At 58.4% G+C, this 26,638-nt stretch carries 24 protein-coding genes and 1 pseudogene; 19 read left to right on the top strand and 6 right to left on the bottom strand.

Features of this window, described 5'->3' with window-relative positions; all coding sequences use genetic code 11:
* The first annotated feature begins 404 nt into the window (after window positions 1-404).
* The 6 genes from OXR04_RS19110 (at window position 405) to speG (ending at window position 6,072) form a co-directional block, all read left to right on the top strand.
* Window positions 405-1,973, top strand: a complete 1,569-nt coding sequence (locus OXR04_RS19110) for an ABC transporter substrate-binding protein (RefSeq protein ID WP_267372603.1) — start codon at window positions 405-407, stop codon at window positions 1,971-1,973.
* Complete coding sequence (locus OXR04_RS19105; protein ID WP_046102403.1) at window positions 1,973-3,025, top strand: ABC transporter permease; 1,053 nt, start codon at window positions 1,973-1,975, stop codon at window positions 3,023-3,025. The genes OXR04_RS19110 and OXR04_RS19105 overlap by 1 nt, the downstream gene beginning before the upstream one ends.
* Window positions 3,022-3,879 carry an ABC transporter permease gene (locus tag OXR04_RS19100; RefSeq protein WP_009088573.1) on the top strand — a complete coding sequence of 286 codons (858 nt, stop codon included), beginning with the start codon at window positions 3,022-3,024 and terminating at the stop codon, window positions 3,877-3,879. The genes OXR04_RS19105 and OXR04_RS19100 overlap by 4 nt, the downstream gene beginning before the upstream one ends.
* Entirely contained in the window at window positions 3,869-4,699 is an 831-nt protein-coding gene (locus tag OXR04_RS19095; RefSeq protein ID WP_058957961.1) for an ABC transporter ATP-binding protein, read from the top strand. The genes OXR04_RS19100 and OXR04_RS19095 overlap by 11 nt, the downstream gene beginning before the upstream one ends.
* A complete protein-coding gene (locus OXR04_RS19090) occupies window positions 4,692-5,369 on the top strand; it encodes an ABC transporter ATP-binding protein (RefSeq protein ID WP_009088569.1) in 678 nt (225 codons plus the stop codon). Before OXR04_RS19095 ends, OXR04_RS19090 begins: the two co-directional genes overlap by 8 nt.
* A 157-nt stretch (window positions 5,370-5,526) precedes the next feature.
* Window positions 5,527-6,072, top strand: a complete 546-nt coding sequence (gene speG / locus OXR04_RS19085; RefSeq protein WP_009088567.1) for a spermidine N1-acetyltransferase — start codon at window positions 5,527-5,529, stop codon at window positions 6,070-6,072.
* Here the strand turns inward: speG and OXR04_RS19080 are convergent, their stop codons facing one another.
* From OXR04_RS19080 to OXR04_RS19065, 4 genes are all read right to left on the bottom strand, one after another.
* Entirely contained in the window at window positions 6,073-6,492 is a 420-nt protein-coding gene (locus tag OXR04_RS19080; RefSeq protein ID WP_009088566.1) for a hypothetical protein, read from the bottom strand.
* 86 nt (window positions 6,493-6,578) lie between these two features.
* The gene (mmuM, locus tag OXR04_RS19075; protein WP_267372658.1) at window positions 6,579-7,514 is read right to left on the bottom strand and encodes a homocysteine S-methyltransferase; all 936 of its coding nucleotides are present in this window, start codon (window positions 7,512-7,514) and stop codon (window positions 6,579-6,581) included.
* Window positions 7,504-8,913 carry an S-methylmethionine permease gene (gene mmuP, locus OXR04_RS19070; protein WP_009088562.1) on the bottom strand — a complete coding sequence of 470 codons (1,410 nt, stop codon included), beginning with the start codon at window positions 8,911-8,913 and terminating at the stop codon, window positions 7,504-7,506. The genes mmuM and mmuP overlap by 11 nt, the downstream gene beginning before the upstream one ends.
* A 135-nt stretch (window positions 8,914-9,048) precedes the next feature.
* The gene (locus OXR04_RS19065; protein ID WP_009088560.1) at window positions 9,049-9,384 is read right to left on the bottom strand and encodes a DUF2002 family protein; all 336 of its coding nucleotides are present in this window, start codon (window positions 9,382-9,384) and stop codon (window positions 9,049-9,051) included.
* Window positions 9,385-9,537: 153 nt separating this feature from the next.
* Here OXR04_RS19065 and OXR04_RS19060 point away from each other — a divergent pair, with 153 nt between their 5' ends.
* From OXR04_RS19060 to emrB, 9 genes and pseudogenes are all read left to right on the top strand, one after another.
* Window positions 9,538-9,855: a DUF883 family protein gene (locus OXR04_RS19060; protein WP_009088558.1), complete on the top strand. Its 318-nt coding sequence runs from the start codon at window positions 9,538-9,540 to the stop codon at window positions 9,853-9,855.
* 298 nt (window positions 9,856-10,153) lie between these two features.
* Window positions 10,154-10,396, top strand: a complete 243-nt coding sequence (gene nrdH / locus OXR04_RS19055) for a glutaredoxin-like protein NrdH (RefSeq protein ID WP_009088556.1) — start codon at window positions 10,154-10,156, stop codon at window positions 10,394-10,396.
* Between the two features lie 4 nt (window positions 10,397-10,400).
* Window positions 10,401-10,814, top strand: a complete 414-nt coding sequence (nrdI, locus tag OXR04_RS19050) for a class Ib ribonucleoside-diphosphate reductase assembly flavoprotein NrdI (protein ID WP_009088554.1) — start codon at window positions 10,401-10,403, stop codon at window positions 10,812-10,814.
* Window positions 10,784-12,922, top strand: a complete 2,139-nt coding sequence (nrdE, locus tag OXR04_RS19045) for a class 1b ribonucleoside-diphosphate reductase subunit alpha (RefSeq protein ID WP_267372602.1) — start codon at window positions 10,784-10,786, stop codon at window positions 12,920-12,922. Before nrdI ends, nrdE begins: the two co-directional genes overlap by 31 nt.
* Before the next feature lie 8 nt (window positions 12,923-12,930).
* Window positions 12,931-13,890 (top strand): class 1b ribonucleoside-diphosphate reductase subunit beta, encoded by a 960-nt coding sequence (gene nrdF / locus OXR04_RS19040; RefSeq protein WP_009088550.1) that lies wholly within the window; start codon window positions 12,931-12,933, stop codon window positions 13,888-13,890.
* 319 nt (window positions 13,891-14,209) lie between these two features.
* Window positions 14,210-14,355 (top strand): annotated as a pseudogene (locus OXR04_RS19035) (MFS transporter); the annotation flags it as partial.
* A gap of 391 nt (window positions 14,356-14,746) precedes the next feature.
* Window positions 14,747-15,277, top strand: coding sequence for a transcriptional repressor MprA (mprA, locus tag OXR04_RS19030; RefSeq protein ID WP_003850381.1), 531 nt, complete (start codon window positions 14,747-14,749; stop codon window positions 15,275-15,277).
* Window positions 15,278-15,430: 153 nt separating this feature from the next.
* Entirely contained in the window at window positions 15,431-16,606 is a 1,176-nt protein-coding gene (gene emrA, locus OXR04_RS19025) for a multidrug efflux MFS transporter periplasmic adaptor subunit EmrA (protein WP_267372601.1), read from the top strand.
* A gap of 16 nt (window positions 16,607-16,622) precedes the next feature.
* Entirely contained in the window at window positions 16,623-18,158 is a 1,536-nt protein-coding gene (gene emrB, locus OXR04_RS19020) for a multidrug efflux MFS transporter permease subunit EmrB (RefSeq protein ID WP_046102406.1), read from the top strand.
* Window positions 18,159-18,194: 36 nt separating this feature from the next.
* Here the strand turns inward: emrB and OXR04_RS19015 are convergent, their stop codons facing one another.
* Complete coding sequence (locus OXR04_RS19015; protein ID WP_267372600.1) at window positions 18,195-19,370, bottom strand: tRNA/rRNA methyltransferase; 1,176 nt, start codon at window positions 19,368-19,370, stop codon at window positions 18,195-18,197.
* 159 nt (window positions 19,371-19,529) lie between these two features.
* On the opposite strand from OXR04_RS19015, the gene trxC reads away from it, so the two are divergent.
* The 4 genes from trxC to pssA all read left to right on the top strand — a co-directional run bounded on the left by trxC (window position 19,530) and on the right by pssA (window position 24,964).
* Window positions 19,530-19,949 carry a thioredoxin TrxC gene (gene trxC, locus OXR04_RS19010; RefSeq protein WP_009088541.1) on the top strand — a complete coding sequence of 140 codons (420 nt, stop codon included), beginning with the start codon at window positions 19,530-19,532 and terminating at the stop codon, window positions 19,947-19,949.
* An 81-nt stretch (window positions 19,950-20,030) separates the two neighbouring features.
* The gene (locus tag OXR04_RS19005) at window positions 20,031-20,708 is read left to right on the top strand and encodes a tRNA-uridine aminocarboxypropyltransferase (protein ID WP_267372599.1); all 678 of its coding nucleotides are present in this window, start codon (window positions 20,031-20,033) and stop codon (window positions 20,706-20,708) included.
* 125 nt (window positions 20,709-20,833) lie between these two features.
* Window positions 20,834-23,491, top strand: coding sequence for a bifunctional acetate--CoA ligase family protein/GNAT family N-acetyltransferase (locus tag OXR04_RS19000; protein WP_267372598.1), 2,658 nt, complete (start codon window positions 20,834-20,836; stop codon window positions 23,489-23,491).
* 117 nt (window positions 23,492-23,608) lie between these two features.
* Complete coding sequence (gene pssA, locus OXR04_RS18990; protein WP_058957954.1) at window positions 23,609-24,964, top strand: CDP-diacylglycerol--serine O-phosphatidyltransferase; 1,356 nt, start codon at window positions 23,609-23,611, stop codon at window positions 24,962-24,964.
* Between the two features lie 159 nt (window positions 24,965-25,123).
* Here pssA and OXR04_RS18985 read toward each other — a convergent pair whose 3' ends face one another.
* Window positions 25,124-26,413, bottom strand: a complete 1,290-nt coding sequence (locus OXR04_RS18985) for an MFS family transporter (RefSeq protein WP_140923259.1) — start codon at window positions 26,411-26,413, stop codon at window positions 25,124-25,126.
* Between the last annotated feature and the right edge of the window lie 225 nt (window positions 26,414-26,638).

The following is a 26,638-nucleotide window of genomic DNA, read 5'->3' as shown; positions in this document are numbered from 1 at the left end:
AACAGCAGCATAACGCGCACTCCCACAGGCAACGGGAAATTATTAAGGAGCGCGATCGGGAATTAAAACGGGGGATCGCTGCTCGCCGGTTGGCAAGCAGCAGAGAAAATTCAGCTTGCCAGAATAATCGTTAATTCAGGGTGACTGTCCAACGGAATACTCCAGTAGTGAGATGCCGCTATTATAAGAAGAGCGGGATTACGGTAAAGCCGTTTCGCGGGAAATAACCGCTTCGTTGAGGTTCTGTTTCTGCTCAGCCTGCCGCTTCGCTAACAACGCCGTTACGCTGTTATAACCACAACCCATCGCTTATAACTTTAAGGCATATGATTAGCCCATATTCGACTATTCTTCACATCGGCCCTTTCGTAAACTCGCGTAACTTTCTAAGGCAAGGAAATTTCATGAAAACTATAATTCCATCACTGCTGGCGCTGACGCTGGCTGCCTCCTTCACAGCCCAGGCCGCCACCCCCAAAGATACGCTGGTCATCGCGCAGTCCACAGACGATGCAGACAGCTTTGACCCGGCAAAAGGCTTTGAACTGACCAGCGTTCAGGCCTTTACCAACATCTATCAGCGCCTGGTCCAGTCTGACCCGCAGAACCCGGTGGATCTGAAGCCGACGCTGGCGACCGCCTGGCAGCCTGGCAGCGATAACCGCAGTCTGACCTTTGAACTGCGCAAAGATGCGAAGTTCTCTACTGGCAACCCTGTACGCCCGGAAGATGTGATCTTCTCGCTGGGCCGCGTGGTCAAACTGAACCTGGACCCCTCTTTCATTCTGACGCAGCTCGGCTGGACCAAAGAGAACGTCGATGGCTTCCTGAAAAAGGTCGATGACAACCATGTGCAGATTAGCTGGACCGCCAACGTCAGCCCGACCTACGTTCTGAGCCTGCTCTCCGCCCCGGTCTCCTCGATCGTCGATGAGAAAACCGCGATGGCGAACCAGAAAAATGGCGACTTCGGTAACGCCTGGCTGGCCACCCACTCCGCGGGCAGCGGCCCGTATCAGATCCGTAAAGTGGTCATGCATCAGGTGGTGCTGCTGAGTGCCAACCCGACCTCACCGGCGGGCGCACCCAAAATGAAAAACATCCTGATCAAAAACGTGCCGGAACCGGCCGCGCGTCGTCTGCTGCTGGAACAGGGTGATGCGGATATCGCCCGTAACCTGGGGGCTGACCAGATCGCCGCACTGAACGGCAAAGCGGGTGTGAAGACCGAAGCGATTCCGATGGCGTCGCTCTACTATATCCAGTTCAACATCGGCGCGAACGACACGCTGAAGAACCCGGCCTTCTGGGAAGCGGCGCGCTACCTGTGGGATTACAAAGGCATCGCCAATGAGCTGCTGAAAGGCCAGTTCGACGTGCATCAGTCCTTCCTGCCCAAAGGCTTCCTGGGCGCGATCAACGACACGCCTTACAGCTACGATCCGGAAAAAGCCAAAGCGATTCTGAAGAAAGCGGGCCTGACCAACGTGACCTTTAAGCTCTCCACCAGCAACCAGCCGCCTTATCTGGATATCGCGCAGGCGCTGCAGGGCAGCTTCGCCAAAGGCGGCGTGAAGGTCGAAGTGGTGCCGGGCCTGAGCTCCGAAGTCTCCACCAACGTGAAAGCGCATAAGTATGAAGCGACGCTGAACGCCTGGGGCTCCGACTATTTTGATCCCAACACCAATGCCGCCTCCTTTGCCTACAATCCGGAAGATGGCAGCAAAACCATTGCTTACCGTTCAGACTGGCACATTCCTGAGCTGAACAAGCAGGTGATTGCCGCGACCGCCGAAAGCGATCCGAAAAAACGGGCGGCACTGTATGAAGCGATGCAGCGTGAAGTGATGAAGAACTCACCTTACGTGATTGGGATGCAGGCGAAGAACCTGATCGCCCTGCGCGACAACCTGAAAGGCTATGTCCAGGGCATCAACCCTGACATGGTGTATTACTCGCAGGTCACCAAGTAATGGCTCAGTCTGTTCCTTCAGCCGGGTTCGCCCGGCTTTTTTGGCAGCGGGGCGGGCGTCTGCTCGGCAGCGTGCTGTCGCTGCTGGTGACGCTGCTCGGCCTGCTCGCCTTTACCTTTATGCTGTCGCATCTCTCACCGATCGATCCGGTGCAGCAGATCGCGGGCGATCACGCCAGTGAAGCGACCTATGCGCAGGTGCGTCACGACCTCGGTCTTGACCAGCCGGTGCTGACACAGTTCTGGCGCTACATTGAACATCTGGCGCAGGGCGACCTCGGTGTCTCCCGCCTGACGAATCAGTCGGTCAGCAGCGACCTGATGTCCACCTTCCCGGCCACCATTGAGCTGGCCACCTGTGCGATGATCTTCGCGGTTATCTTCGGCGTCACCCTGGCGCTGCTGGCGGCCTGGAAACCGGGCAGCTGGATCGATAACCTCGCCCGCTTTATCTCCCTGCTCGGCTACTCGGTGCCGGTGTTCTGGCTCGGCCTGCTGGGTCTGCTGCTCTTTTATGCGGTGCTGCACTGGTCTGCCGGACCGGGACGGCTGGATGACATCTGGGTCTATACCCTGGAGCCGAAAACCGGCTTTGTGCTGATCGACAGCTGGCTGTCGGGTGAACCGGAGATGTTCCGCAACGCGATTGCGCACCTCTGGCTGCCGGTGGTGATTCTGGGCCTGCTGGCGATGGCGGGTATTACCCGTCTGCTGCGTGCCGCGCTGCTGGAAGAGAGCAGCAAAGAGTATGTGGTGCTGGCGCGAGCCAAGGGCGCGGGGCGGGTGCGCATCCTGCTGCGTCACATCTTCCCCAACGTGCTGGGGACGCTGGTGACGGTTATCGCCCTCTCCTACGCCACGCTGCTGGAAGGCTCGGTGCTGACCGAAACCGTCTTCGCCTGGCCGGGTGTGGGCCGCTATATGACCAACGCGCTCTTCTCCGGCGACGTGCCGGCGATTCTGGGCTCAACCCTGTTGATCGGCGGCTGCTTTATCCTGATTAACACCCTGGCGGATGTTTTAACCTGGTTAACCGATCCGAGAACCCGATGACGCAACAACTCTCTGAACTCGAAACGCTGCGACCACGCCGTCGCCGTCAACGCGTTACCTCGTTAACCGTTGGGCTGACGCTGGTGGCGATCCTGATTCTGATGGCGCTGTTAGCCCCGCTGATTGCGCCGTTCGATCCCAATCTGCAGACCATGTCGAGCCGCCTGCTGCCGCCTTCGGCGCAGCACTGGTTCGGCACCGACGGCTTTGGCCGCGATCTGCTGTCGCGCGTGATTTATGGCGCGCGCCCTACCCTGCTGCTGGTGTCGCTGATTCTGGTGCTGACCATTCCGGCCGGGCTGCTGATCGGCATCACCGCCGGGTATGTGGGCGGCTGGACGGAGCGCGTGCTGATGCGCATTACCGATATCTTCCTGTCGCTGCCGAACCTGGTCATCGCGCTGGCGCTGGTGGCGATTCTCGGCCCCGGCCTGATGAACGGCGCGCTGGCGCTGGCGCTGACCAGCTGGCCGCCGTTTGCCCGCCAGGCGCGCGCGGAAACCCTGGCGCTGCGCCGCAGCGACTACCTGGCCGCCGCGCGGATGCAGGGCATTACCGGCTTTCGCCTGATGTTCGGTCACATTCTGCCGCTCTGCCTGCCGACCGCCGTGGTACGCGCCGCGCTGAGCCTGGGCGGAATTATTCTGGCCGCTGCCGGCCTCGGTTTCCTGGGCATGGGCGTTCAGCCGCCGACGGCAGAATGGGGGTCGATGGTGGCCGAAGGCAGTAAAGTGATCTTCGATCAGTGGTGGGTAGCTGCCGCACCGGGCGCGGCGATTCTGTTTGCCAGCCTGGCCTTTAACCTGACAGGCGATGGCCTGCGCGACCGACTGGATACCCGTCATGCAAAATAATCTGCTCTCTGCTGAGGGGCTGACCATTCGCAGCGATGATGCGCTGCTGGTCGATAACATCACCTTTTCCGTGGGCCGCGAACGCGTGGCGCTGGTCGGTGAGTCCGGTTCCGGTAAGTCCCTGACTGCCCGCAGCCTGATGGGCTTACTCTCTCCGGCGCTGCATCTGCAGGCCAGCCAGCTGCAGGTCGCGGGCGAAAATGCGCTCACGCTGAGTGAGCGCCACTGGAGCCAGCTGCGCGGTAACCGCGTGGCGATGGTGATGCAGGACCCGAAATATGCCCTGAATCCGACGCGCACCATCGGCTGGCAGGTGGAGGAGCCGCTGATCCTGCATCGCCGCCTGAGCCGTGCCGAGCGCAAAGAGAAGGTGTGTGAAATGCTGGATGCGGTCGGCCTGCCCGACCCGCGTCGCCTGATGCAGCACTATCCGCATCAGCTCTCTGGCGGTATGGGCCAGCGCGTGATGCTGGCCATCGCCCTGATCACCGATCCCGACTTCCTGATTGCCGATGAACCCACCTCCGCGCTGGATCATGCGATGCGCGATCAGGTGCTGGCGCTGATCCGCGGTCTGGTGGAGGCACGCAACATGGGTCTGCTGCTGATCAGCCACGACCTGCAGCAGGTGTCGGAACACTGCGAACGGGTGATGGTGATGTACAAGGGCCGGCTGCTCGATACGCTGCCTGCCGCTGACCTGCCCCGCGCGACCCACCCCTACACCCGCACGCTGTGGGCCTGCCGGCCGGGCAAGGCGACCCACGGCCAGGCATTACCGGTGCTGGACCGCGCGGCACTGGAGGCAAATCATGATTGAGCTTGCGAATTTAAGCGTCGCCCATAAGCAGGGCTACGAGCTGCGCACCGTGGTGCATGAGGTTAACCTCACGGTCAGAGCGGGTGAGTGCTTTGGCCTGGTCGGCCCGTCCGGCTGCGGCAAGTCGTCGCTGCTGTGGGTGCTGGCGGGGCTGAACCCGCACTGGCAGGGTCAGATGCAGCTGGCCGGTCATCAGGTCCAGCCCGGCAAAGCCTTCACCGGCGCGCTGCGGCAGGAAGTGCAGATGGTGTTTCAGGACCCCTATGCCTCGCTGCATCCGCGGCACCGTCTGCGCCGCACGCTGGCGGAGCCGCTGAAGCTGCTGAAACGCGATAACATCAACGACCGTATCGATCAGGGTTTCCGTCACGTCGGGCTGGACCCGGCGCTGGCCGATCGCTATCCGCATCAGCTTTCGGGTGGTCAGCGTCAGCGCGTCGCCATCGTGCGCGCCCTGCTGCTGCAGCCGAAGATCCTGCTGCTGGATGAGCCGACGTCGGCGCTGGATATGTCCGTGCAGGCGGAGATCCTCAACCTGCTTAACGATCTGAAACGGCAGGATGGCCTGACCATGGTGCTGGTCAGCCACGATCCCGATGTGATCGATCACATGTGCGATCGCGCCGTGCGCATGGCGCAGGGTCGTATTATCGAAGAGATCACCGCCTGATCGCCGGCCGGACGGCACCGCTCCGCTGTCCGGCCCCTCCTGCTCCGCCTCTGCCCGCCTTATCGTCTCCCCGGCCATCGCGGCTCGCGCTTCCCGCCTGCTCACGCACGGCCGTTGCGGTATACTCGCGGCGACGTTTTTAACAAGGAGTCTGACGATGACGGTAAAACTGCGTCCGCTGGAGCGGGAAGATCTGCATTTTGTCCATCAGCTGGATAACAACGCCAGCGTGATGCGCTACTGGTTCGAGGAGCCCTATGAGGCGTTTGTGGAGCTGTCCGATCTCTACAACAAGCACATTCACGATCAGACCGAACGTCGCTTTGTGGTGGAGCATGACGGCCAGAAAGCGGGACTGGTGGAGCTGGTTGAGATTAACCATGTGCACCGCCGCGCCGAGTTTCAGATCATCATCGATCCGGCCCATCAGGGCAAAGGGCTGGCCACACAGGCGGCGAAACTGGCGATGGATTACGGCTTCTCGGTGCTGAATCTCTACAAGCTCTACCTGATTGTGGATCAGGAGAACGAAAAGGCGATTCACATCTACACCAAACTCGGCTTCGAAATCGAAGGCGTGCTGAAGCATGAGTTCTTTATCAACGGGGAGTACCGCAACACCATCCGCATGTGCATTTTCCAGCATCAGTATCTGGAACGCCACAAAACGCCAGGCGGAATGGTGAAGCCGACCGCGCAGTAATCAGCCGCGCGCGCCAACCGGGTTCATAAAGGGACGCGGATGTTCCGGCTTGAGGTCATACATGCCGCCGTAGAAGGGGTCGACCAGCAGCCAGCCGGGGAAACCGCCCAGCGGAATGTTGCCCAGCAGATACCAGAGGTTAGCGCGTGCTTCGATAGGCACCGTGACCGGCACGTAGCCCGGACTTTCCAGCATCAGCAGGTAGTGTTTTTTGCCGAAGTAGCGGCCGGTGGATTTGGCCAGTTCAACGGTCTGGGGCGTGAAACCCTGCGCCACCGCATAGCCGCGCTCATCCTGCACGGTAAAACGCGCGCCCTGCGGCAGAGAGTCAATGCGCACCAGTTGGGTTTCATTGCCGACAATGGTGGCGCAGCCGCTGAGCAGCAGCGCGGCGGCCAGAGCCAGAATTCGCTGTTTCATAGAGGGGGTCCACAGAGTGATCAGTGATCAGAGTGTAGTCTCCCCTCTCCGCCTCAATCGGGCTATCATCGCCCGATTCCGGCAGCTTATTGCGGTTGACAAGTGCGGGCGATGGCCGCGATGTCGCCCGGTGAGGTGCGGCAGCAGCCGCCAATCAGCCGGGCACCCGCCTGTTGCCACTCGGCCAGCTTGTCATGCAGGGTGCAGCCCGACGGCGCAGAATGCCAGGTTTTACTGCCGGCATCATACTGCTCGCCGGAGTTGGGATAGACCACCAGCGGTTTGTCGGTCAGGGTCTGCAACTGCTGCAGGGCGGGCGTTACGCTCTCCAGCGCCACGCAGTTAACCCCCAGCGCCACTACCTGTGGCTGCTGATTCAGCCAGCCCACCACCTCTGCCAGCGGCGTGCCGTCGCTGATGTGTCCGGCGTCACGCAGCGTAAACGAGAACCAGGCGCGGGCGTCAGGGAACTCAGCCAGCAGTTTCACCAGCGCCTGCGCCTCGGCAAAGGAAGGCAGGGTTTCACAGGCCAGCAGATCGGCTCCTGCCGCCAGTAGCGCCTGCACGCGCGGGCGGTGGAACGCCATCATCTCCGCTTCCGGCAGCGCATAATCCCCGCGATATTCCGATCCGTCCGCGAGGAAAGCGCCATAAGGCCCCACCGAGCCTGCCACCAGCAGCGTTTTCGCATCGGGCCGCACCGCCAGATAGTCGTGACGGGCGCGCTGTGCCAGTTCAACACTGCGGGCGATCAGCGCCAGGGACTCATCCTCACTCAGGCCACGCGTGGCAAAGCCCTGCGGGGTCGCCTGGTAGCTCGCGGTGATGGCGCAGCGGGCACCCGCCACAAAGTAGTCGTAGTGCACCTGATAGATCAGCTCAGGATCCTCCATCAGCACTTTGGCTGACCACAAGGCATCGGCAAGCTGACAGCCGCGCGCTTCCAGCTCGGTGGCCAGCGCGCCATCCAGAATCAGCAGCGGTGACTCTGTTAAAGCCTGCGCGACAGGGTTATACGACATCATTGGCCTCCTCAGGCTTCGGGGATGATTTGTGGGTCAGATGGTACGCGGCGTAGCAGAACAGCACAAACGGGATGCCACACCACAGGGCGATGCGCTGTGTCGGATCAAACGCCAGGCCGACGCACGCCAGCAGGCAGAGCAGGAAGCCGAGAACAGGCGTCAGCGGATAGAGCGGCGCGCGGTAGGCGAGATCGGCCAGCGATTTGCCCTGCTGAAGATGACGGCGACGGAACACAAAGTGCGAGGCGCAGATGCTGAGCCAGACCGCCACCACTGCAAAGCCGGAGATGGCCGACAGCGCCACAAATACCGTGTCAGGCGCGACCACGCTGGAGATCAGCGCCAGCAGGCCGCCGATCATGCTGACGGTCAGCGCCAGCAGCGGCACACCACGTCGGTTCACCTTCGCAAAGGCACGTGGCAGCGTGTTTTCATTAGCCAGCGACCAGAGCATACGTCCCGACGCATAGAGGCCGGAGTTGGCCGCTGACAGAATGGCCGTCAGGATCACGAAGTTGATGATATCCGCGGCCCAGGGCACACCGATCTTTTCAAACACCAGCACAAACGGGCTTTTCACAATACCGGCCTGATCCATCGGGATCAGCGCCGCCAGCACCAGCACCGTGCCGATGAAAAAGAGGATCAACCGGGCCACCGTGGTGCGAATCGCCAGCGGCAGCACCTTCTGCGGCTGCTGGGTTTCACCGGCGGCAATCCCGATCAGCTCGGTGCCGGAGAAGGCAAAGTTCACCGCCACCATGGTCATCAGGATAGGCAGCACGCCGTTGGGCAGCCAGCCGTGCGCCGTGAGGTTACTCAGACCGGGTGCAGGCGTGCCATCTTTCATCGGGATAAAGCCAAACATCGCCGCCGCGCCGAGCAGGATAAAGGCGATGATGGTGACCACCTTGATTAGCGAGAACCAGAACTCCCCTTCGGCGAAGAAGCGGGCAGAAACCACGTTCAGCAGATAGATGGCGCAGCAGAATACCAGGCACCAGACCCACACCGGCACCTGCGGGAACCAGTACTGCATACAGAAGCCCGCCGCCGTCAGGCTGGAGCCCAGCGCCACCGTCCAGGTCAGCCAGTAGAGCCAGGCCACAGTGTAGCCGGTCGCCGGACTGAGATAGCGCGCCGCATAGACGTGGAACGCGCCCGTTTCCGGCATCGCCACCGACAGTTCACCCAGACAGACCATCACCAGCCAGACCACCAGCGCCCCAATCAGATAGGCGAGCAGCGTGCCTGCGGCCCCGGTGGTGGAGATGATATAGCCGGTGTTGAAAAAGAGGCCGGTGCCGATGACACCGCCCAGCGATAACATCACCAGATGGCGGACTTTCATGGTGCGTTTAAATTGTTGCTGCGGGGAAGTTGGCTGTTCGCTCATCAATTTTATCCGTATGGACGTCTAAACATCTATAAGGGACAAATTTATACGCGTCACAGCCGGGAATTGCAACGGCAGGAGAACAGGGAGCGGGGTCATGCGCGTCAGTGCCCCGTCGCGGCGGGGCCTGATGCCTCAGCCGAAAACGCTCTGAATGTAGCGTTCCAGCGCCATGCGGGAACTGAATCCGTGCGGGATGCCGTAATGTTCCTGTGAATCACCCGCCAGGTAGAGAGGGAATTGGGTGTAGTGATCGCAGGTTTTCATTTCAGACGCCGGCTCAGCGAACGGCTGGCTCTTCTCTTTCAGGGTCGGATGAATCACTAATGCCATGCGCCCCATACGCGCTTCGCGATTCACATAGACATAGTTCTCCCCCCGGCGATAGCCATAGGCCCGTGGGGTAATCTGATCCATTTCGAAACCCGCTTTTTCCAGTACGCGCGCTACCTCATCTGGTCGTAAATACATGCTCGATCCTCTCCTCTTTCAAAAGCTTCGCAACCTTACATCAGCATGACAGAGCGGGCATTCGGAATTTTCCCTAAAGCCCCCTCCCGCGTCTCGTTTATCTCAAGGTCGTCTACACTAGTATTACGTTTTTAAATCAAAGGGAGCCAAAAAATGTTTAATCGCACTGTAAAAAACGATGACATTGATATCAATCAGGACGTTAACGAACTGGCCGATTCACTGGAAGCGCTGTTGAAATCTTACGGCAGTGATGCCAAAGACGAAGTGGACTCTGCCCGCAGTCAGGCAGAAAAACTGCTGAAGCAGACCCGTTCTAAACTGAATGGTGGCAGCAACCGTGTGACCCAGGTTGCCCGTGATGCCGGTGCACAGGTTGATACCTATGTACATGACAAGCCGTGGCACGGTGTCGGTATCGGTGCCGCTTTCGGTATCGTGGTGGGTGTCCTGCTGGCCTCACGCCGCTAAGCGCGAAAAATCTTCTGAGCCCTGCCCCGTGCGGGGCTTTTTTTTGCCCGTCATCCGGCCCGTAAAATTTACAAAAGATTTTTTCCGCGTCGCAGGGCGCACGCCTGCTGGCTTTGGTCGTGTTGCGCAAATGCAAATCATAAAACCCTATATCTGGTGGGCTTGACCACCAAAACCCCTACATCTAGTATTTAACCCATCAGTCTGACACCCGATGTCCGCCAGAGTGAAGCCCGCAAATCAGGCGGGTGGCGTTATTGCCGGGCACCCGAACCGCATACAGAGGGAAATACGAATCATGCGCATTATTATTTACACTAAAGATAACTGTGTCCAGTGCAATGCCACGAAGAGTGCGATGGACCGTCAGGGTCTGACCTATCAGCTCATCAATCTCGACAGCCAGCCCGAGGCGATCGACAACCTGAAATCCCTGGGTTATCGCCAGGTGCCGGTGGTGATGGCGGATAACGATCACTGGAGCGGCTTCCGCCCGGACAAAATCGCCTCGCTGCGCACGCTGTCCGCTGTCGGGGGATAAACGCATGTTCCCGCTGGTCTATTTTTCCAGCCAGTCGGAAAACACCCACCGGTTTGTGACGCGCCTTGGCCTGCCAGCCCGGCGCATCCCGCTTGATGCCCGTCAGACGCTGCATATCGACCAGCCCTATATTCTGGTCGTGCCCAGCTATGGCGGTGGCAGCAGTCGCGGTGCCGTACCCGGTCAGGTGATTCAGTTTCTTAATGATGAGGCCAACCGGCGGGAAATTCGTGGCGTCATCGCCGCGGGCAACCGGAACTTCGGCGCCGGTTACTGCCTGGCGGGCAGCATCATTGCAAAAAAATGTCAGGTTCCCCTGCTCTATCGTTTCGAGCTGATGGGAACCCCGGACGACATCGCGAACGTTAAAGCGGGAGTAACCCAATTTTGGCAACAACAGACACCCTCAACGGCGTGACGCTCGACTATCACGCGCTCAACGCCATGCTCAACCTCTATGACGCGGAGGGGCGCATCCAGTTCGACAAGGATCGCGAAGCGACCCGTCAGTTTCATCTGCAGCATGTGGAGCCGAACACGGTGAAGTTTGCCAGCCGCGCCGAGCGTTTACGCTATCTGGCGGCGGAGAGCTATTACGAAGCTGAGGTGCTGAACCAGTACGATTTCGACTTCCTGCTTGCGCTGCATGAGGTGGCGGAGACGTGGGGATTTGAGTTCAAAACCTTCCTGGGTGCCTGGAAGTACTACACCAGCTACACGCTGAAGACTTTCGACGGCAAACGCTATCTGGAAACCTTTGAACAGCGCGCCTGCATGGTGGCGCTGACGCTGGCTCAGGGCGATGAAACCCTGGCGCGGGCGCTGCTGGAGGAGATCCTCAGCGGCCGCTTCCAGCCTGCCACCCCCACCTTTCTCAACTGCGGCAAGCAGCAGCGCGGCGAACTGGTCTCCTGCTTCCTGCTGCGCATTGAAGACAACATGGAGTCCATTGGCCGTGCCGTGAACTCCGCGCTGCAGCTCTCAAAGCGCGGCGGCGGCGTTGCCTTTTTACTCTCCAACCTGCGTGAGTCCGGTGCGCCCATCAAGCGTATCGAAAACCAGTCGTCGGGCGTCATCCCGGTCATGAAGATGCTGGAGGATGCCTTCTCCTACGCCAATCAGCTGGGCGCACGTCAGGGCGCGGGCGCGGTATGGCTGAACGCGCACCATCCCGATATTTTCCGCTTTCTCGACACCAAGCGCGAAAACGCCGATGAGAAGATCCGCATCAAGACCCTGTCGCTGGGCGTGGTGATCCCTGATGTCACCTTCCGGCTGGCGAAAGAGAACCAGCCGATGGCGCTGTTCTCGCCCTACGATGTTGAGCGCATTTACGGCCAGGCCTTTGGCGATATCAGCATCAGCGAGAAGTATGACGAGATGCTGGCCGACGATCGCATCCGCAAAACCTGGATTCAGCCGCGTGACTTCTTCCAGACGCTGGCCGAGATTCAGTTTGAGTCAGGCTACCCCTACATCATGTATGAGGACAGCGTGAACCGCAGCAATCCGATTGCCGGTCGCATCAATATGAGTAACCTCTGCTCAGAGATTCTGCAGGTGAACAGCGCCAGCGAGTACTTTGACGATCTCAGCTATCGCCGGGTCGGCAAAGATATCTCCTGCAATCTTGGCTCACTCAATATTGCCCACGCCATGGATTCCCACGATCTGGCGCGCACCGTGGAGGTGGCGGTACGCGCCCTGACTTCGGTGTCGATGATGAGTGAGATCGCGTCGGTGCCGTCGGTCGCCGAAGGAAACCGGCGGTCGCACGCCATTGGCCTGGGTCAGATGAACCTGCACGGCTATCTGGCGCGTGAAGGCATCGTCTACGGTTCGCCGGAAGCGCTCGATTTCACCAACCTCTACTTTTACTGCATCACCTATTACGCGCTGCGCACCTCTAATCAGCTGGCACAGGAGCGTCAGCAGACCTTCGACGGTTTTGCTGATTCGCAGTACGCCAGCGGCGTCTATTTCGACAAATATCTGCAGCGCGAATGGCTGCCGCGCACCGAACGGGTGGCAAAACTGTTTGCCGACGCCGGCGTGACGCTGCCGACCCGGGCGGACTGGCAGGCGCTGCGCGATGCGGTAATGCAGCACGGGCTGTTTAATCAGAACCTGCAGGCGATCCCGCCGACCGGTTCGATCTCCTACATCAACCACGCCACCTCCAGTATCCATCCGATTGTTTCGCCGATCGAGATCCGCAAAGAGGGCAAAACCGGACGCGTCTACTATCCCGCGCCGTTCATGACCAATGAGAATCTGCATCTCTATCAGGATGCGTATCAGATTGGGCCGGAAGCGATCATTGATACCTATGCAGAGGCGACTCAGCACGTTGATCAGGGGCTGTCGCTGACGCTCTTTTTCCGCGACGACGTCACCACCCGTGACATCAACAAAGCACAGATTTACGCGTGGAAGAAAGGCATCAAAACGCTCTATTACATTCGACTGCGCCAGATGGCGCTTCAGGGCACGGAGGTTCAGGGCTGCGTCTCCTGCTCCCTGTGATAAACACTATGCAACTAAAACAGATTCAGGCCATTAACTGGAACCGTCTTCAGGATGAGAAAGATCTTGAGGTCTGGAACCGCCTCACCAGCAACTTCTGGCTGCCGGAGAAAGTGCCGCTCTCCAACGACCTGCCTGCCTGGCAGACGCTGGATAAACAGCAGCAGCAGCTGACCATCCGGGTTTTTACCGGTCTGACGCTGCTGGATACCATTCAGAACGTGATCGGTGCGCCGGGACTGATGGGCGATGCCATAACCCCGCATGAAGAGGCGGTGCTGTCGAATATCAGCTTCATGGAGGCGGTGCATGCCCGCTCCTACAGCTCCATCTTCTCAACCCTGTGTAACACGCAGGATGTGGATGCCGCCTATCAGTGGAGCGAAGAGAATGCGCCGCTGCAGAACAAGGCGCGCATCATTCTGGAACACTATCAGGCCGACGATCCGCTGAAGAAAAAAATCGCCAGCGTTTTCCTGGAGTCGTTTTTGTTCTATTCCGGCTTCTGGCTGCCGATGTACTGGTCGAGTCGCGGCAAGCTGACCAACACCGCGGATCTGATCCGCCTGATTATTCGTGATGAGGCGGTGCACGGTTATTACATTGGCTACAAGTTCCAGCAGGCGCTGGCGACGGTGGACGATCAGCGCCGCGAAGCGCTGCAGCAGTTCGCATACGATCTGCTGCTGGCATTGTATGAGAATGAAGTGGCTTATACCGAGGCGCTGTATGGTGATGTCGGCTGGGTGGAGGAGGTGAAAACTTTTCTGCACTACAACGCCAACAAAGCCCTGATGAATCTCGGCTACGAGGCGCTGTTCCCGGCGGAGCTGACGGCGGTGAATCCGGCCATTCTGTCAGCGCTGTCACCTAACGCTGATGAGAACCACGACTTCTTCTCCGGTTCGGGCTCATCCTATGTGATGGGTAAGGCGGTCGAGACGGAAGATGAGGACTGGAACTTCTGATAGTCGGGCAGGTCGTCGTGATCTTAAAGCGTTTCTTCATTCAGACGGCGCCAAAACTCAAAGCGATGGGAGCATACGCCTGTAGCAAAGCATAGCGGTCCAGGGATGGCCCGCGCTGAGCCTGCCATGGATGGCATCTTTTGCGTCTTTGCGAAAGGCGTATGCTTCCTGAGCCTATTCGCATAACGTCACCCATAAATCCTCTACCGAGGTTTAAACCTCTTGTTATCACTGGTATGGCCTGTTAATAAACATGCGTGTGAAATAGTTTTTTGAGTTATTATTAACCTCAAATGATTATTAGCGACCGATGCTGTTTATGAATGCGACTCGCCAGGGTCTGACGCCCGTTTCAGTGCTCCCGCTGTCGGTAGCCACCGGCCTCTGCGTGGCCAGCAACGACGACGTTCAGCCCCTGCTCATACGATTGCTCAGCACTCTTCCCTCTCTGTCAGCCTCGCCGGAGCACCCTGTCACTTCTCAGAGGGTGAAATCGGCCTGCCGGGTCGGGTGGAGGCCGCCGGATCGCATGCTGAACCCGAAAAATTCACTGAACCCTGTCCGGAAAGCGGATTGCATCTGGTCACAAATGGTTAGGTTTGTTATGGTTAGCAGCAAACCTATTCACTTCAGTTATTTTTCCTCGCGATATTATTAAATTTGCCCCCTTTTTGATAACGCTCTGGCACTGCGGCTGCCGCCGGGCGGACGGGTTTTTGACCCAGGGCCAGGGAATGGCCTGGAACACCTTTAATGGTGCAGCGTGCGTCGGTCAGCGATCACCTGCCGAAAAGTGACTACGCTTAGCCTGTCACCATAGTTATTATACAAGTTGCAATTAGTGAGGTTTTTTTTAATGGAAAGTTCGTTTACTCCCATTGAGCAGATGCTAAACATCCGTGCCAATCGCCATAAGGATTTTCCGTTACAGGAAATTATCCTGACGCGTCTCTGTATGCATATGCAGGGTAAACTGCTGGACAATCGTAATAAGATGTTGAAAGCACAGGGGATCAACGAAACCCTGTTTATGGCGCTGATCACGCTGGATGCTCAGGAAAATCACAGCATTCAGCCTTCGGAACTCAGCTCGGCCCTCGGCTCGTCACGCACCAATGCTACGCGCATTGCTGATGAGCTGGAAAAACGCGGCTGGATCGAGCGTCGCGAAAGCGATCACGACCGTCGCTGCCTGCACCTGCATCTGACCGACAAAGGCATGGAGTTCCTGCGTCAGCTGCTGCCCCCGCAGCATCAGAGCCTGCAATATCTCTGGTCTTCTCTGTCGGTTGATGAGAAGTCGCAGCTGGAAGGGATTACCCGCAAGCTGCTTAACCGCCTCGACAAAATGGATGAAGATCAGCTGATCGCCTCACTGTCCCGCTGATAGCAATAAGTGCGACACAATCACCTGTCGGAATCGTTATTTTAAGTTCCTTTTTTATCTGGCCAGCGCTCAGTCGCTGGCTTTTTCGACTCGGGCGCCGGCGGACAGGGATCCCTGCCCCTCCCCGACTCAATGGAATACGTGGAGAAAGACATGAGTGCAACGGCAGAAGCACAAAGCCCGCAACCGTCAGCCAGCAACAAAAAGAAGAAGCGCAAAAGTGTGCTCATTGTGCTGGCGCTGATCTTTGTGCTGATTGGGATTGCCTGGGGTGTTTACTGGTTCCTGGTACTGCGCCATTTTCAGGAAACGGATGATGCCTACGTTGCCGGTAACCAGGTGCAGGTGATGGCCCAGGTCTCCGGCAGCGTCAATAAAGTCTGGTTTGAAGACACCGACTACGTCAAAAAAGGCGATGTGCTGGTTTCCCTGGATAAGACCGATGCCGAGCAGGCGTTTGAAAAAGCGCAGACGGCCCTCGCCACCAGCGTGCGTCAGACGCATCAGCTGATGATCAACGGTAAGCAGTATGAAGCCAGCATCACCCTGCAGCAGACCGCTCTGGCCCAGGCGCAGGCTGACCTGAAACGCCGGGAGCCCCTGGGTGCCGCTAATCTGATTGGCCGTGAAGAGCTGCAGCACGCCCGCGACGCCGTGGCGACCGCCAAAGCGCAGCTGGACGTTGCCGTTCAGCAATACAATGCCAATCAGGCGATGATCCTTAATACCACGCTGGAAAATCAGCCTGCGGTGCAGCAGAGCGCCGCTGAACTGCGTGACGCCTGGCTGGCCCTGCAGCGAACCGACATCCGAAGCCCGATGGACGGTTATGTCTCCCGTCGCAGCGTTCAGGTGGGTTCACAAATCTCCACCAGCACCCCGCTGCTGGCCGTTGTTCCGGCAACCAATCTGTGGGTCGACGCCAACTTTAAAGAGACACAGCTGGCTGGCGTGCGTATTGGTCAGCCCGCTACCGTGGTGGCGGATATCTATGGTGATGATGTGGTCTATCACGGCAAAGTCGCCGGTCTGGATATGGGCACCGGCAGTGCCTTCTCGCTGCTGCCCGCCCAGAATGCCACCGGTAACTGGATTAAGGTGGTTCAGCGCCTGCCGGTGCGAATCGAACTGAATCAGGACGATATCGCCAGACATCCCCTGCGTATTGGCCTCTCAACGCTGGTGAAGATCGATACCACCAGCAAAGAGGGCATTACGCTGGCGAACAGTGTCCGGCAGCAGGCCGCTTACAGCAGCAACGCCCTGGCGATTGACCTTGCGCCGGTCAATAAACTGATCACCGATATCGTCCGCGCCAACGCCGGATGATGGCGCGGAGGCTGTAATGGCACAAAAACCGCTTGAAGGGATGCCGCTGGTCCTGATGACCGTGGCGCTGTCGCTGGCCACGTTCATGCAGGTGCTGGACTCGACCATCGCCAACGTGGCTATCCCCACCATTGCCGGGAACCTGGGCGCGTCTAACTCGCAGGGAACCTGGGTGATCACCTCGTTTGGCGTAGCCAATGCGATTTCGATCCCCCTGACCGGCTGGCTGGCCAAACGCATCGGTGAAGTGAAGCTCTTTACCTGGGCGACCATTCTGTTTGCCGTCGCCTCCTGGGCGTGCGGCATGTCAGAGAGCCTGGAGATGCTGATCTTCTTCCGTATCCTGCAGGGGATCGTGGCGGGTCCGCTGATCCCGCTGTCGCAAAGTCTGTTGCTCAGTAACTATCCGCCCGCTAAACGCAGTATCGCGCTGTCGCTGTGGGCGATGACGGTGATCGTAGCGCCGATCTGCGGCCCGATTCTGGGCGGCTGGATCAGCGACAACTATCACTGGGGCTGGATCTTCTTCATCAACGTACCGATTGGTGCGGTGGTGGTGATGCTGACGCTGCAGACGCTGCGTGGCCGGGAAACCAAAACTGAAATCCGTCCCATCGATACGGTCGGTCTGGTGTTGCTGGTCGTCGGGATCGGCTGTCTGCAGGTGATGCTCGATCGCGGGAAAGAGCTCGACTGGTTCAGCTCGACGGAGATCATCGTGCTGGGGGTAGTGGCCGTGATTGCGCTCTCCGTGCTGCTGGTGTGGGAGCTGACGGACGATCATCCGATCATCGACCTGTCGCTGTTTAAGTCGCGCAATTTCACTATCGGCTGCCTGTCGATCAGTCTGGCTTACATGCTCTACTTTGGCTCGATTGTGCTGCTGCCGCAGTTGCTGCAGGAGGTCTACGGCTATACCGCGACCTGGGCCGGTCTGGCCTCTGCGCCGGTGGGGATCATCCCCGTGATCCTGTCGCCGATTATCGGTCGCTTCGCCCACAAGCTCGATATGCGACGGCTGGTCACCTTCAGTTTCATTATGTATGCGGTCTGCTTCTACTGGCGCGCCTGGACGTTTGAACCGGGTATGGACTTCGGCGCTTCCGCCTGGCCGCAGTTTATTCAGGGCTTTGCCGTGGCCTGCTTCTTTATGCCGCTGACCACCATCACGCTGTCGGGCCTTCCCCCGGAGCGTCTGGCGGCGGCATCCAGCCTGTCGAACTTCCTGCGAACCTTTGCCGGGTCAGTGGGTACGTCGATTACCACCACCATGTGGACCAATCGCGAGTCAATGCATCACAGCTATCTGACGGAGTCGATTACCCCGTACAACGTCAATTCGCAGCAGATGTACAGCCAGCTGGAGGGCATGGGGATGACGCAGCAACAGGCGTCAGCCTGGATCGCGCAGCAGATCACTAACCAGGGACTGATTATTTCAGCGAATGAAATTTTCTGGGCGTCGGCGGGGGTGTTTCTGATCCTGCTGGTGCTGATCTGGTTTGCCCGTCCGCCTTTTGGCGCGGGCGGCGGTGGCGGTGGCGCGCACTGATGAGACACAGCAAAACGGGCCTTTCGGCCCGTTTTTTTATGCGTTCTGACGCCACCATTCGGCGAGCAGCACGCCGGTGGCAACCGAGACATTAAGGCTCTCGACGTTGCCGGTGCCGCCAATCGACACGCTCATATCCCCCTGCTGAAACGCCGTGTCAGAGAGACCTTCGCGCTCCTGACCTAACACCAGCACCATTTTTTCCGGCAGCTCAGCCTGAGCCAGTGGCGTACCCTGATGGCTGGAGGTGGTGACGATGGTGTAACCCGCTTTGCGAAACGCTTCCAGACCTTCACTGAAGGTGGCACCGCTGATCGCCTGCACATGCTCGGCTCCGCCCTCAGCGGTTCGCACCGCCGCACCGGACTCCAGCAGAGAGGCGTCGTTGACCAGCAGACCTTTCACGCCAAAGTGCGCGCAGCTGCGCATGATTGCGCCGAGGTTATGCGGGTTGCTGACATCTTCCAGTGCCAGTACACAATCTTTGGCATTCGCCTGACCCAGCCACTCAGAAACCGCCATACCCATGCGCTTTTTGATCAGGAAGCAGACGCCGCCATGATGCTCAGTGCCGGAGGCTTTGGTGATCTCTGCATCTTCAACCACATGATAGGCTTTGCGGTTGGCCGCCAGCCAGCGCAGGGTTTCGCGAAAACGCGGTGTCACTTCCTGCACAAACCAGGCGCGGACAATCGCTTCCGGACGGCTCTGGAACAGGGCCTGACAGGCGTTCTCACCATAGACACGCGTCTCTTCGTTACGCTGACGGCGAATCTGCTCCGGATCGACGAAGCTCTTGCCGCTGATGCCGCCGTGATCCGGCTTGTCGCTTTCTGACGCCGCGGTGCGATCGGCAGAAGGCGCGCGTGACACGGTCCGCCATGGGGAGTCGCTGCTGCCGTAGCTACCGCGATCGTCGGAGCGCTCATTGCGACGGCCTGAACCCTCACCCGAGCGGCGTGGCGCACCCCGTCCGCCTTCGTCGCGGCGCGCTGAACCGCTGCGGCCGCTGTCGTCGCTGCGACGACCCGCAGAGCGGCCGCCTTCCTGGCTACGTTCTGTGCGGGAACCCGATGAACGACGATTATCATCCTGGCGGGCGGCAGCGTAACCACCTTTGCCTGTACGAGGATTAGATGTGCTCTTTTCATCCTCGCCACGCACGTACATCACCTTAACCTTACCGCTTTTGCCTTTAAATTCGTCGTTCATGTCTTCCTCCTGCATTGAGAGCGCGCAGATTACCTGATGTGCCGGCGCTTAGCTATCAACTATTGAACCTATAGAGCGATCCAGATTGAGGGTAAATCGCTCCCCTTTCATAATGGACAATAATTACCAGACTGACACTTTCCAACTTCAGAGGTTCCTATGAATACGGTATGCGCTTCCTGCCAGGCAACTAATCGCGTTCCCGAAGAGCGCCTTGCCGATGCGGCGAAATGCGGACGCTGTGGAAGCGAACTGTTCGACGGTGAAGTGGTCAACGCCACCGCCGCGACCTTCGACAAATATCTTCAGGACGACCTGCCCGTCGTGATTGATTTCTGGGCGCCGTGGTGCGGTCCGTGCGTCAACTTTGCGCCGGTCTTTAAAGATGTCGCCAGTGAGCGCAGCGGTAAAGTGCGTTTCATTAAAGTGAACACCGAAGCGGAACCGGCGCTGAGCGCCCGCTTTAACATTCGCAGTATCCCGACCATCATGCTGTTTAAAAACGGCGAGCGGGTCGACATGCTGAACGGTGCCATGCCCAAAGCGCCGTTTAACGAATGGCTGGATGAATCCCTTTAATCTTCCCAGGCCAGCCCGGCTGGCCTTTTCCTTTTCGCCTGCGCTTCGATTACACTGACGTTTTTCCTGCCCTGAATACTCATGTCTGATAATGCTGTTTTGCGCTTGCGCACCCAACGTCTCGCCCGCGCGACCCGTCCTTTCCTCGCGCGCGGAAACCGGGTCATTCGCTGCCAGGGCTGCCTGCTGCCCGAGGCCAGCTGTCTCTGCAGCCAGATCGTCCCGCAAGCCGCCCGCAGCCGCTTTTGTCTGGTGATGTTTGATACCGAGCCAATGAAGCCGAGCAACACCGGCCGTCTGATTGCCGATATTCTGCCCGACACCCAGGCCTTCGGCTGGTCACGCACCGAGCCCGATTCGCTGCTGCTGGCGGCTGTGCGCAACCCCGATTACCAGCCGCTGGTGGTCTTTCCGGCCAGCTATGCCGATCCGGGCCGGGAGGTGCTGACCTCGCCGCCCGCGCAGGGGAAACCGCCGCTGTTTATCATGCTGGATGGCACCTGGACCGAAGCGCGCAAAATGTTCCGCAAAAGCCCCTGGCTCGATGCCCTGCCGGTCATGTCGCTGAATGTCACTACCCCTTCGCGTTACACGCTGCGCGAAGCCCATGGCGCAGGTCAGCACTGTACCGCTGAAGTCGCCGCGGCGCTGCTGGAGCAGGCGGGCGATCGGCTTGCGGCAGACGCGTTATCTCACCATTTTGATCGCTTTCGTGCCGCCTACCTGGCGGGCAAACCGCATCACGCCGGGCAGGATTAACCGGCCCCGCTTCTCGCCGGTTGCGTGAGGCCTGTGCGGCCGGATGCTCAGGCTGCGATCTGCCCGAAAGCACGGCCCGCAAAAAGCGTTTACAATCACGCAAATCCCGAACTCTGGAGGACGCGATGAGTCAACGTGGGCTGGAAGCGCTGTTACGACCTAAATCCATTGCGGTTATTGGTGCCTCGGTGACGCCGGGGCGCGCCGGCTACTTTATGATGCGAAACCTGCTGGCGGGCGGATTCAGCGGACCGGTGCTGCCGGTGACGCCGAAATATAAGGCGGTCAGCGGTGTCCTGGCCTGGCCCACCATCGACAGCCTGCCTTTCGCGCCGGATCTGGCGGTCATCTGCACCCATTCAAAGCGCAACCTTGCGCTGCTGCAACAGCTCGGTGAAAAAGGCTGCAAGGCCTGCATCATCCTTTCGGCCCCCGCCAGCCAGTCTGCTGAACTTAAAGCGTGCGCCAGTCAGTGGCAGATACGCCTGCTGGGACCAAACAGTCTTGGCCTGCTGGCCCCCTGGCAGGGATTAAATGCCAGCTTCTCACCGGTGCCGATAGCCAAAGGCCGACTCGCCTTTATCTCCCAATCCGCCGCCGTCTCGAATACCATTCTCGACTGGGCGCAGCAGCGTAACCTCGGGTTCTCCTGGTTTATCGCGCTGGGTGACAGCCTGGACACCGATGTCGACGACCTGCTCGACTTCCTGGCGCGCGACGGTAAAACCAGCGCCATTCTGCTCTACCTTGAACACCTCAGTGACGCACGCCGTTTCGTTTCCGCCTCGCGCAGTGCCTCCCGCAACAAGCCGATTCTGGTGATCAAGAGCGGTCGCAGCCGTGAAGCGCAGGCGCTGCTCGGCACCCACAGCGGCCTGGATGCGGCCTGGGATGCCGCCATTCAGCGTGCAGGGTTGCTACGGGTGCAGGATACCCATGAACTCTTCTCTGCGGTGGAATCGCTGAGTCATATGCGGCCGCTGCGGGGTGACCGGCTGATGATCGTCAGTAATGGTGCCGCCCCTGCTGCGCTGGCGCTGGATGAACTCTATGCCCGCAACGGCAAACTGGCACAGCTCAGCGAACAGACCCGTCAGCAGCTGGAGGCGCTGTTGCCCGCAGGCGCGGGCCGGGGCAATCCGCTCGACTTAAAGGATGATGCAACGCCCGCGCGCTATGCCGCCTGTGTGGAGATCCTGCTCGACAGTCATGACTTTGATGCGCTGATGATTATTCATGCGCCAAGCGCGGTTGCGCCCCCTACCGAAACGGCCAGCCACCTTATCGAAACCCTTGCCCGTCACCCGCGCGGTAAGCGGGTAACCCTGCTGACTAACTGGAGCGGAGAGTTCTCTTCGCAGGCGGCACGACGCGCCTTTACCCAGGCGGGAATCCCCACCTGGCGCACGCCGGAGGGCACCGTCACCGCGTTTATGCATCAGGTTGAATACCGGCGTAACCAGAAGCAGCTGCGCGAAACCCCTGCCCTCCCCGCGACGCTGACGCAGGATAGCGCGCATGTTCACCAGTTACTCTCCCAGGCCCTGGCGCGCGGGATCACGGCGCTGGATACGCACGAAGTGCAGCCGGTTCTTCAGGCATACGGGCTGACCACGCTGCCGACCTGGATTGCCAGCGACAGCGCGTCGGCCGTAACGATTGCCGACCAGATTGGCTATCCGGTGGCGCTCAAGCTGCGTTCACCCGATATCGCGCATAAGTCGGAGGTGCAGGGGGTGATGCTCTACCTGCGCAATGCCAGTGAAGTGGAGCGCGCCGCCGAAGCCATTTTCGATCGGGTCAGGCAGACGCTGCCGCAGGCGCGTATTGAAGGGCTACTGGTTCAGGGCATGGCAAGCCGTGCGGGCGCACAGGAGCTGCGGGTTGTGGTCGAACAGGATGCACTGTTTGGCCCGATCATCATGCTGGGCGAAGGCGGCGTCGAATGGCAGGCTGACAAACAGGCCGCCGTTGCGCTGCCGCCGCTCAACATGACGCTGGCGCGCTATCTGGTGATTCAGGCAATCAAGAGCGGAAAAATCCGCAGCCGCAGCGCCCTGAATCCGCTGGATATCGCCGGGTTAAGTCAGCTGCTGGTGCAGGTCTCAAACCTTGTGGTCGACTGCCCGGAAATCGATCGGCTCGATATCCATCCGCTGCTGGCGGCGGGTAGTGATTTTACCCTGCTGGACGTCACCCTGACGCTGGTCCCCTTCCACGGTGACAATGAAGCACGGCTGGCTATCCGCCCTTATCCGCAGCATCTGGAAGAGCAGGTCGAATTAAAAGATGGGCAGTTCTGCCTGTTCCGTCCCATCCTGCCTGAAGATGAACCCCTGCTGCGCGACTTTATCAGCCAGGTCACGAAAGAGGATCTCTACTACCGCTACTTCAGCGAAATCAATGAGTTTACCCATGAAGACCTCGCCAACATGACGCAAATCGATTATGACCGTGAGATGGCGATAGTGGCCGTGCGTCAGCATCAGGGACAGCCTGAGATCATCGGCGTCACGCGTGCTATCTCAGATGCCGATAACATCGACGCCGAGTTCTCGGTGCTGGTGCGTTCTGACCTCAAAGGGCTGGGTATGGGGCGCCGCCTGCTGGAAAAGATGATCCGCTATACGCGCCATCACGGCTTGCAACAATTAAACGGTATCACGATGCCCCACAACCGCGGCATGATTACGCTGGCACGAAAACTTAACTTTCATGTTGATATTCAACTGGATGACGGTATTGTCAGCCTGAAATTGCCTTTACAGGAGGGGATCAACTAACCTTGTAGAGAAAGGTAAAAAAGGTTCGGGTCGACGGAGTTAATGTTATTATTTATGGTTATAACCCTGATTTGATGGCAAAAGGCCATGCAATGAACAGAGAAGAAGTGCACTGTGATGTTGTCTAAATTCAAACGTAATAAACACCAACAACACCTCGCACAGTTGCCGAAACTGTCACAATCCGTTGCGGATGTGTCGACACTTTACTCGCCTGCCGAATTTCGTGAGACGCTGCTGGAAAAAATTGCCGCAGCGCAGACCCGCATCTGTATCGTTGCGCTCTATCTGGAAAATGATGACGCCGGGCGCGCCATCATGGATGCGCTCTACCGTGCGAAGCAGGCGCGTCCGGAACTGGATATTTCAATTCTGGTTGACTGGCATCGTGCACAGCGTGGACGCATTGGTGCCGCGCGAGGCGTCACTAACGCTGACTGGTATTGCGAAATGGCGACCCGCCATGCCGACATTGCGATTCCGGTGTATGGCATCCCGGTTAATACCCGCGAAGCGCTGGGTGTGCTCCATCTGAAAGGCTTCATTATTGATGACACGCTGATCTACAGCGGAGCCAGCATTAATGATGTCTATCTGCATCAGCATGATAAATATCGCTATGACCGCTACCAGATCATCCGCAATGCTCAGCTAACCGATACGATGTATGCCTGGATCGATCTCAATCTTAAGCCAGCCGAAGCGGTCAACCGGCTCGACGTGGCAGAACGCCCTTCCAGTCCTGAAATCAAAAATGAAACGCGTCAGTTTCGTCAGGATCTGCGTGGCTTTAACTATCAGTTCGACGGAAATGCGGGTAACGAAGAGCTGGCGGTCACCCCGCTGGTGGGACTGGGTAAGCATAGCCTGCTGAACAAAACGATTTTCCACCTGATGCCCTGTGCAGAGCAGAAACTCATTATCTGCACCCCCTACTTCAACCTGCCTGCGCTGCTGGTTCGCAATATCATTCATCTGCTGCGTCAGGGTAAGCAGGTTGAGATCATTGTTGGGGATAAAACCGCCAACGACTTCTACATCGCCCCCGATCAGCCCTTCAAGATCATTGGTGCGCTGCCTTATCTCTATGAGATTAACCTGCGTCGCTTCCTGAGCCGCCTGCAATACTACGTCAGCAACGAACAGCTGGTCGTACGGTTGTGGAAGGATGGCGAGAACAGCTATCACCTCAAAGGAATGTGGGTGGATGATGAGTGGCAGCTGATCACCGGTAATAATCTCAATCCGCGCGCATGGCGACTCGATCTGGAAAATGCGGTGCTGATCCACGATCCGCATCAGGAGTTAGCAGTCCAGCGTGAGAAGGAGCTGACGTTAATCCGGCAGCACACCACGGTCGTGAACCATTTCCGTGAACTCGAAAGTATTGCGGATTATCCAGCCAAGGTGCGGAAACTGATCCGCCGTCTGCGCCGGATCCGTATCGATCGCTTAATCAGCCGTATTCTTTAAAAGGTTGCCGCTCAGAGGCCGCACTGTGTGAATCCTGCGGCCCGGAGCAGGCAAAGAGGGATATGAGAGCCGATCGGATGGCTCAGGCTGGAGCTTCGCCCGGGATGCCGCCGGTACAGCCAGCGGCATTGCCCCGTGGAATCTGAGCCAGTAATCGCGTCAGAGCCTGATTCCCTTCCCGCGCTTATGCAGTAACAGCGACACCACAAAGGCCACCGCCCCCATCGCGGAGACATACCAGAAGAAGGTTGTCTCAATGCCCTGCTTCTTCATCAGTAAGGCCACATACTCGGCCGACCCACCGAAAATCGCATTGGCGACCGCATAGGAGAGTCCTACCCCCAGCGCACGCACCTGAGGCGGAAACATTTCGGCTTTAAGGATGCCGCTGATGGCGGTGTAGAAGCTGGTGATTAGCAGCGCCAGCATGATCAACACGAAAGCCACGCCGGGGCTCTGCACATTTTGCAGCAGCGTCAGGATCGGAACTGTACAGATGGCCGCGCCCGCGCCAAAAATCATCATTGAGGTACGACGGCCAATTTTATCTGACAGAGCACCAATAATGGGCTGAATCAGCATAAAGACCAGCAGTGCGCCGGTCATCAGGCCGCTGGCGGTCTTAGGATCCATTCCCGAGGTGTTAACCAGATACTTCTGCATATAGGTCGTGAACGTGTAGAAACTCAGAGAGCCGCCAGCGGTGAAACCCAGCACCATCAGGAAGGGACGGGTATGATTGCGCAGCAACCCGATTACGCTTCCTGCATCGCGATGTTCACGGCTGGTTTTATCTGAGGTCTCTTCCAGCGATCGGCGCAGCCAGAGCGCAACAACGGCGAGCAGCGCACCAAGGAAGAACGGAATACGCCAGCCCCAGCTCCGCAGTTCTGCATCGGTGAGCAGAAACTGCAACACCACGACGGTGAGCACTGCGGCTAACTGGCCTCCGATCAGCGTGACATACTGGAATGAGGCGTAAAAACCTTTGCGCCCTTCCAGCGCAACTTCGCTCATGTAGGTTGCGCTGGTTCCATACTCGCCCCCTACCGACAGGCCCTGAAACATACGCGCCAGCAGCAGAATGACCGGAGCCGCCACACCAATGGTGGCATAACCGGGTAAGCAGGCGATCACCAGTGAGCCAAAACACATCATGCAGACTGAAACCAGCATCGAATTTTTTCGGCCATGTCTGTCGCCGATATAGCCGAACAGCCAGCCCCCTATCGGACGCATTAAGAAGCCGGCCGCAAATACGCCCGCTGTCTGGAGTAGCTGGGTCGTGGTATCGCCCTGCGGGAAGAAAATGTGGGCAAAATAGAGTGAGAAGAATGAATAGACATAAAAGTCGAACCACTCTACCAGGTTACCCGATGACGCACCGACGATGGCCCAGATACGCTTTTTTGTATCATCCGTCTGCATTTTATTTGTTGTGGGTGTCATGCCTTACCTCTGTTCCTTGCTGATCAACAGCGTTTAAAGTATGAGTAAAGCATTTAAGTCCACGGAAGGTAAAGGCGGCCTAATCTGAGATTATTATTGTGAGCCGCATCGCTAATTATCGAAAAATCAGCGGTTTGCTGGCGATAAAGGCAGGGAAAATGGAGGGTCAGAAAGTGAAGGAATGCAGAGGATCAGTACCGCATTTCAGTTTAAAACAGAAAAATT

Origin of the sequence: Pantoea sp. GM_Pan_3, from assembly GCF_026541045.1 — a bacterium.
In the GTDB taxonomy this organism is placed as follows: Bacteria; Pseudomonadota; Gammaproteobacteria; order Enterobacterales; family Enterobacteriaceae; genus Pantoea; species Pantoea anthophila.
Note: the sequence above shows the minus strand (reverse complement) of the source record. Positions and strands in the feature narration are given on the sequence as shown.

Coding starts and splice junctions, on each gene's coding strand:
- OXR04_RS19110 (WP_267372603.1), top strand. CDS start 405: ATGAAAACTATAATTCCATCACTGCTGGCGCTGACGCTGGCTGCCTCC.
- OXR04_RS19105 (WP_046102403.1), top strand. CDS start 1,973: ATGGCTCAGTCTGTTCCTTCAGCCGGGTTCGCCCGGCTTTTTTGGCAG.
- OXR04_RS19100 (WP_009088573.1), top strand. CDS start 3,022: ATGACGCAACAACTCTCTGAACTCGAAACGCTGCGACCACGCCGTCGC.
- OXR04_RS19095 (WP_058957961.1), top strand. CDS start 3,869: ATGCAAAATAATCTGCTCTCTGCTGAGGGGCTGACCATTCGCAGCGAT.
- OXR04_RS19090 (WP_009088569.1), top strand. CDS start 4,692: ATGATTGAGCTTGCGAATTTAAGCGTCGCCCATAAGCAGGGCTACGAG.
- speG (WP_009088567.1), top strand. CDS start 5,527: ATGACGGTAAAACTGCGTCCGCTGGAGCGGGAAGATCTGCATTTTGTC.
- OXR04_RS19080 (WP_009088566.1), bottom strand. CDS start 6,492: ATGAAACAGCGAATTCTGGCTCTGGCCGCCGCGCTGCTGCTCAGCGGC.
- mmuM (WP_267372658.1), bottom strand. CDS start 7,514: ATGTCGTATAACCCTGTCGCGCAGGCTTTAACAGAGTCACCGCTGCTG.
- mmuP (WP_009088562.1), bottom strand. CDS start 8,913: ATGAGCGAACAGCCAACTTCCCCGCAGCAACAATTTAAACGCACCATG.
- OXR04_RS19065 (WP_009088560.1), bottom strand. CDS start 9,384: ATGTATTTACGACCAGATGAGGTAGCGCGCGTACTGGAAAAAGCGGGT.
- OXR04_RS19060 (WP_009088558.1), top strand. CDS start 9,538: ATGTTTAATCGCACTGTAAAAAACGATGACATTGATATCAATCAGGAC.
- nrdH (WP_009088556.1), top strand. CDS start 10,154: ATGCGCATTATTATTTACACTAAAGATAACTGTGTCCAGTGCAATGCC.
- nrdI (WP_009088554.1), top strand. CDS start 10,401: ATGTTCCCGCTGGTCTATTTTTCCAGCCAGTCGGAAAACACCCACCGG.
- nrdF (WP_009088550.1), top strand. CDS start 12,931: ATGCAACTAAAACAGATTCAGGCCATTAACTGGAACCGTCTTCAGGAT.
- mprA (WP_003850381.1), top strand. CDS start 14,747: ATGGAAAGTTCGTTTACTCCCATTGAGCAGATGCTAAACATCCGTGCC.
- emrA (WP_267372601.1), top strand. CDS start 15,431: ATGAGTGCAACGGCAGAAGCACAAAGCCCGCAACCGTCAGCCAGCAAC.
- emrB (WP_046102406.1), top strand. CDS start 16,623: ATGGCACAAAAACCGCTTGAAGGGATGCCGCTGGTCCTGATGACCGTG.
- OXR04_RS19015 (WP_267372600.1), bottom strand. CDS start 19,370: ATGAACGACGAATTTAAAGGCAAAAGCGGTAAGGTTAAGGTGATGTAC.
- trxC (WP_009088541.1), top strand. CDS start 19,530: ATGAATACGGTATGCGCTTCCTGCCAGGCAACTAATCGCGTTCCCGAA.
- OXR04_RS19005 (WP_267372599.1), top strand. CDS start 20,031: ATGTCTGATAATGCTGTTTTGCGCTTGCGCACCCAACGTCTCGCCCGC.
- OXR04_RS19000 (WP_267372598.1), top strand. CDS start 20,834: ATGAGTCAACGTGGGCTGGAAGCGCTGTTACGACCTAAATCCATTGCG.
- pssA (WP_058957954.1), top strand. CDS start 23,609: ATGTTGTCTAAATTCAAACGTAATAAACACCAACAACACCTCGCACAG.
- OXR04_RS18985 (WP_140923259.1), bottom strand. CDS start 26,413: ATGACACCCACAACAAATAAAATGCAGACGGATGATACAAAAAAGCGT.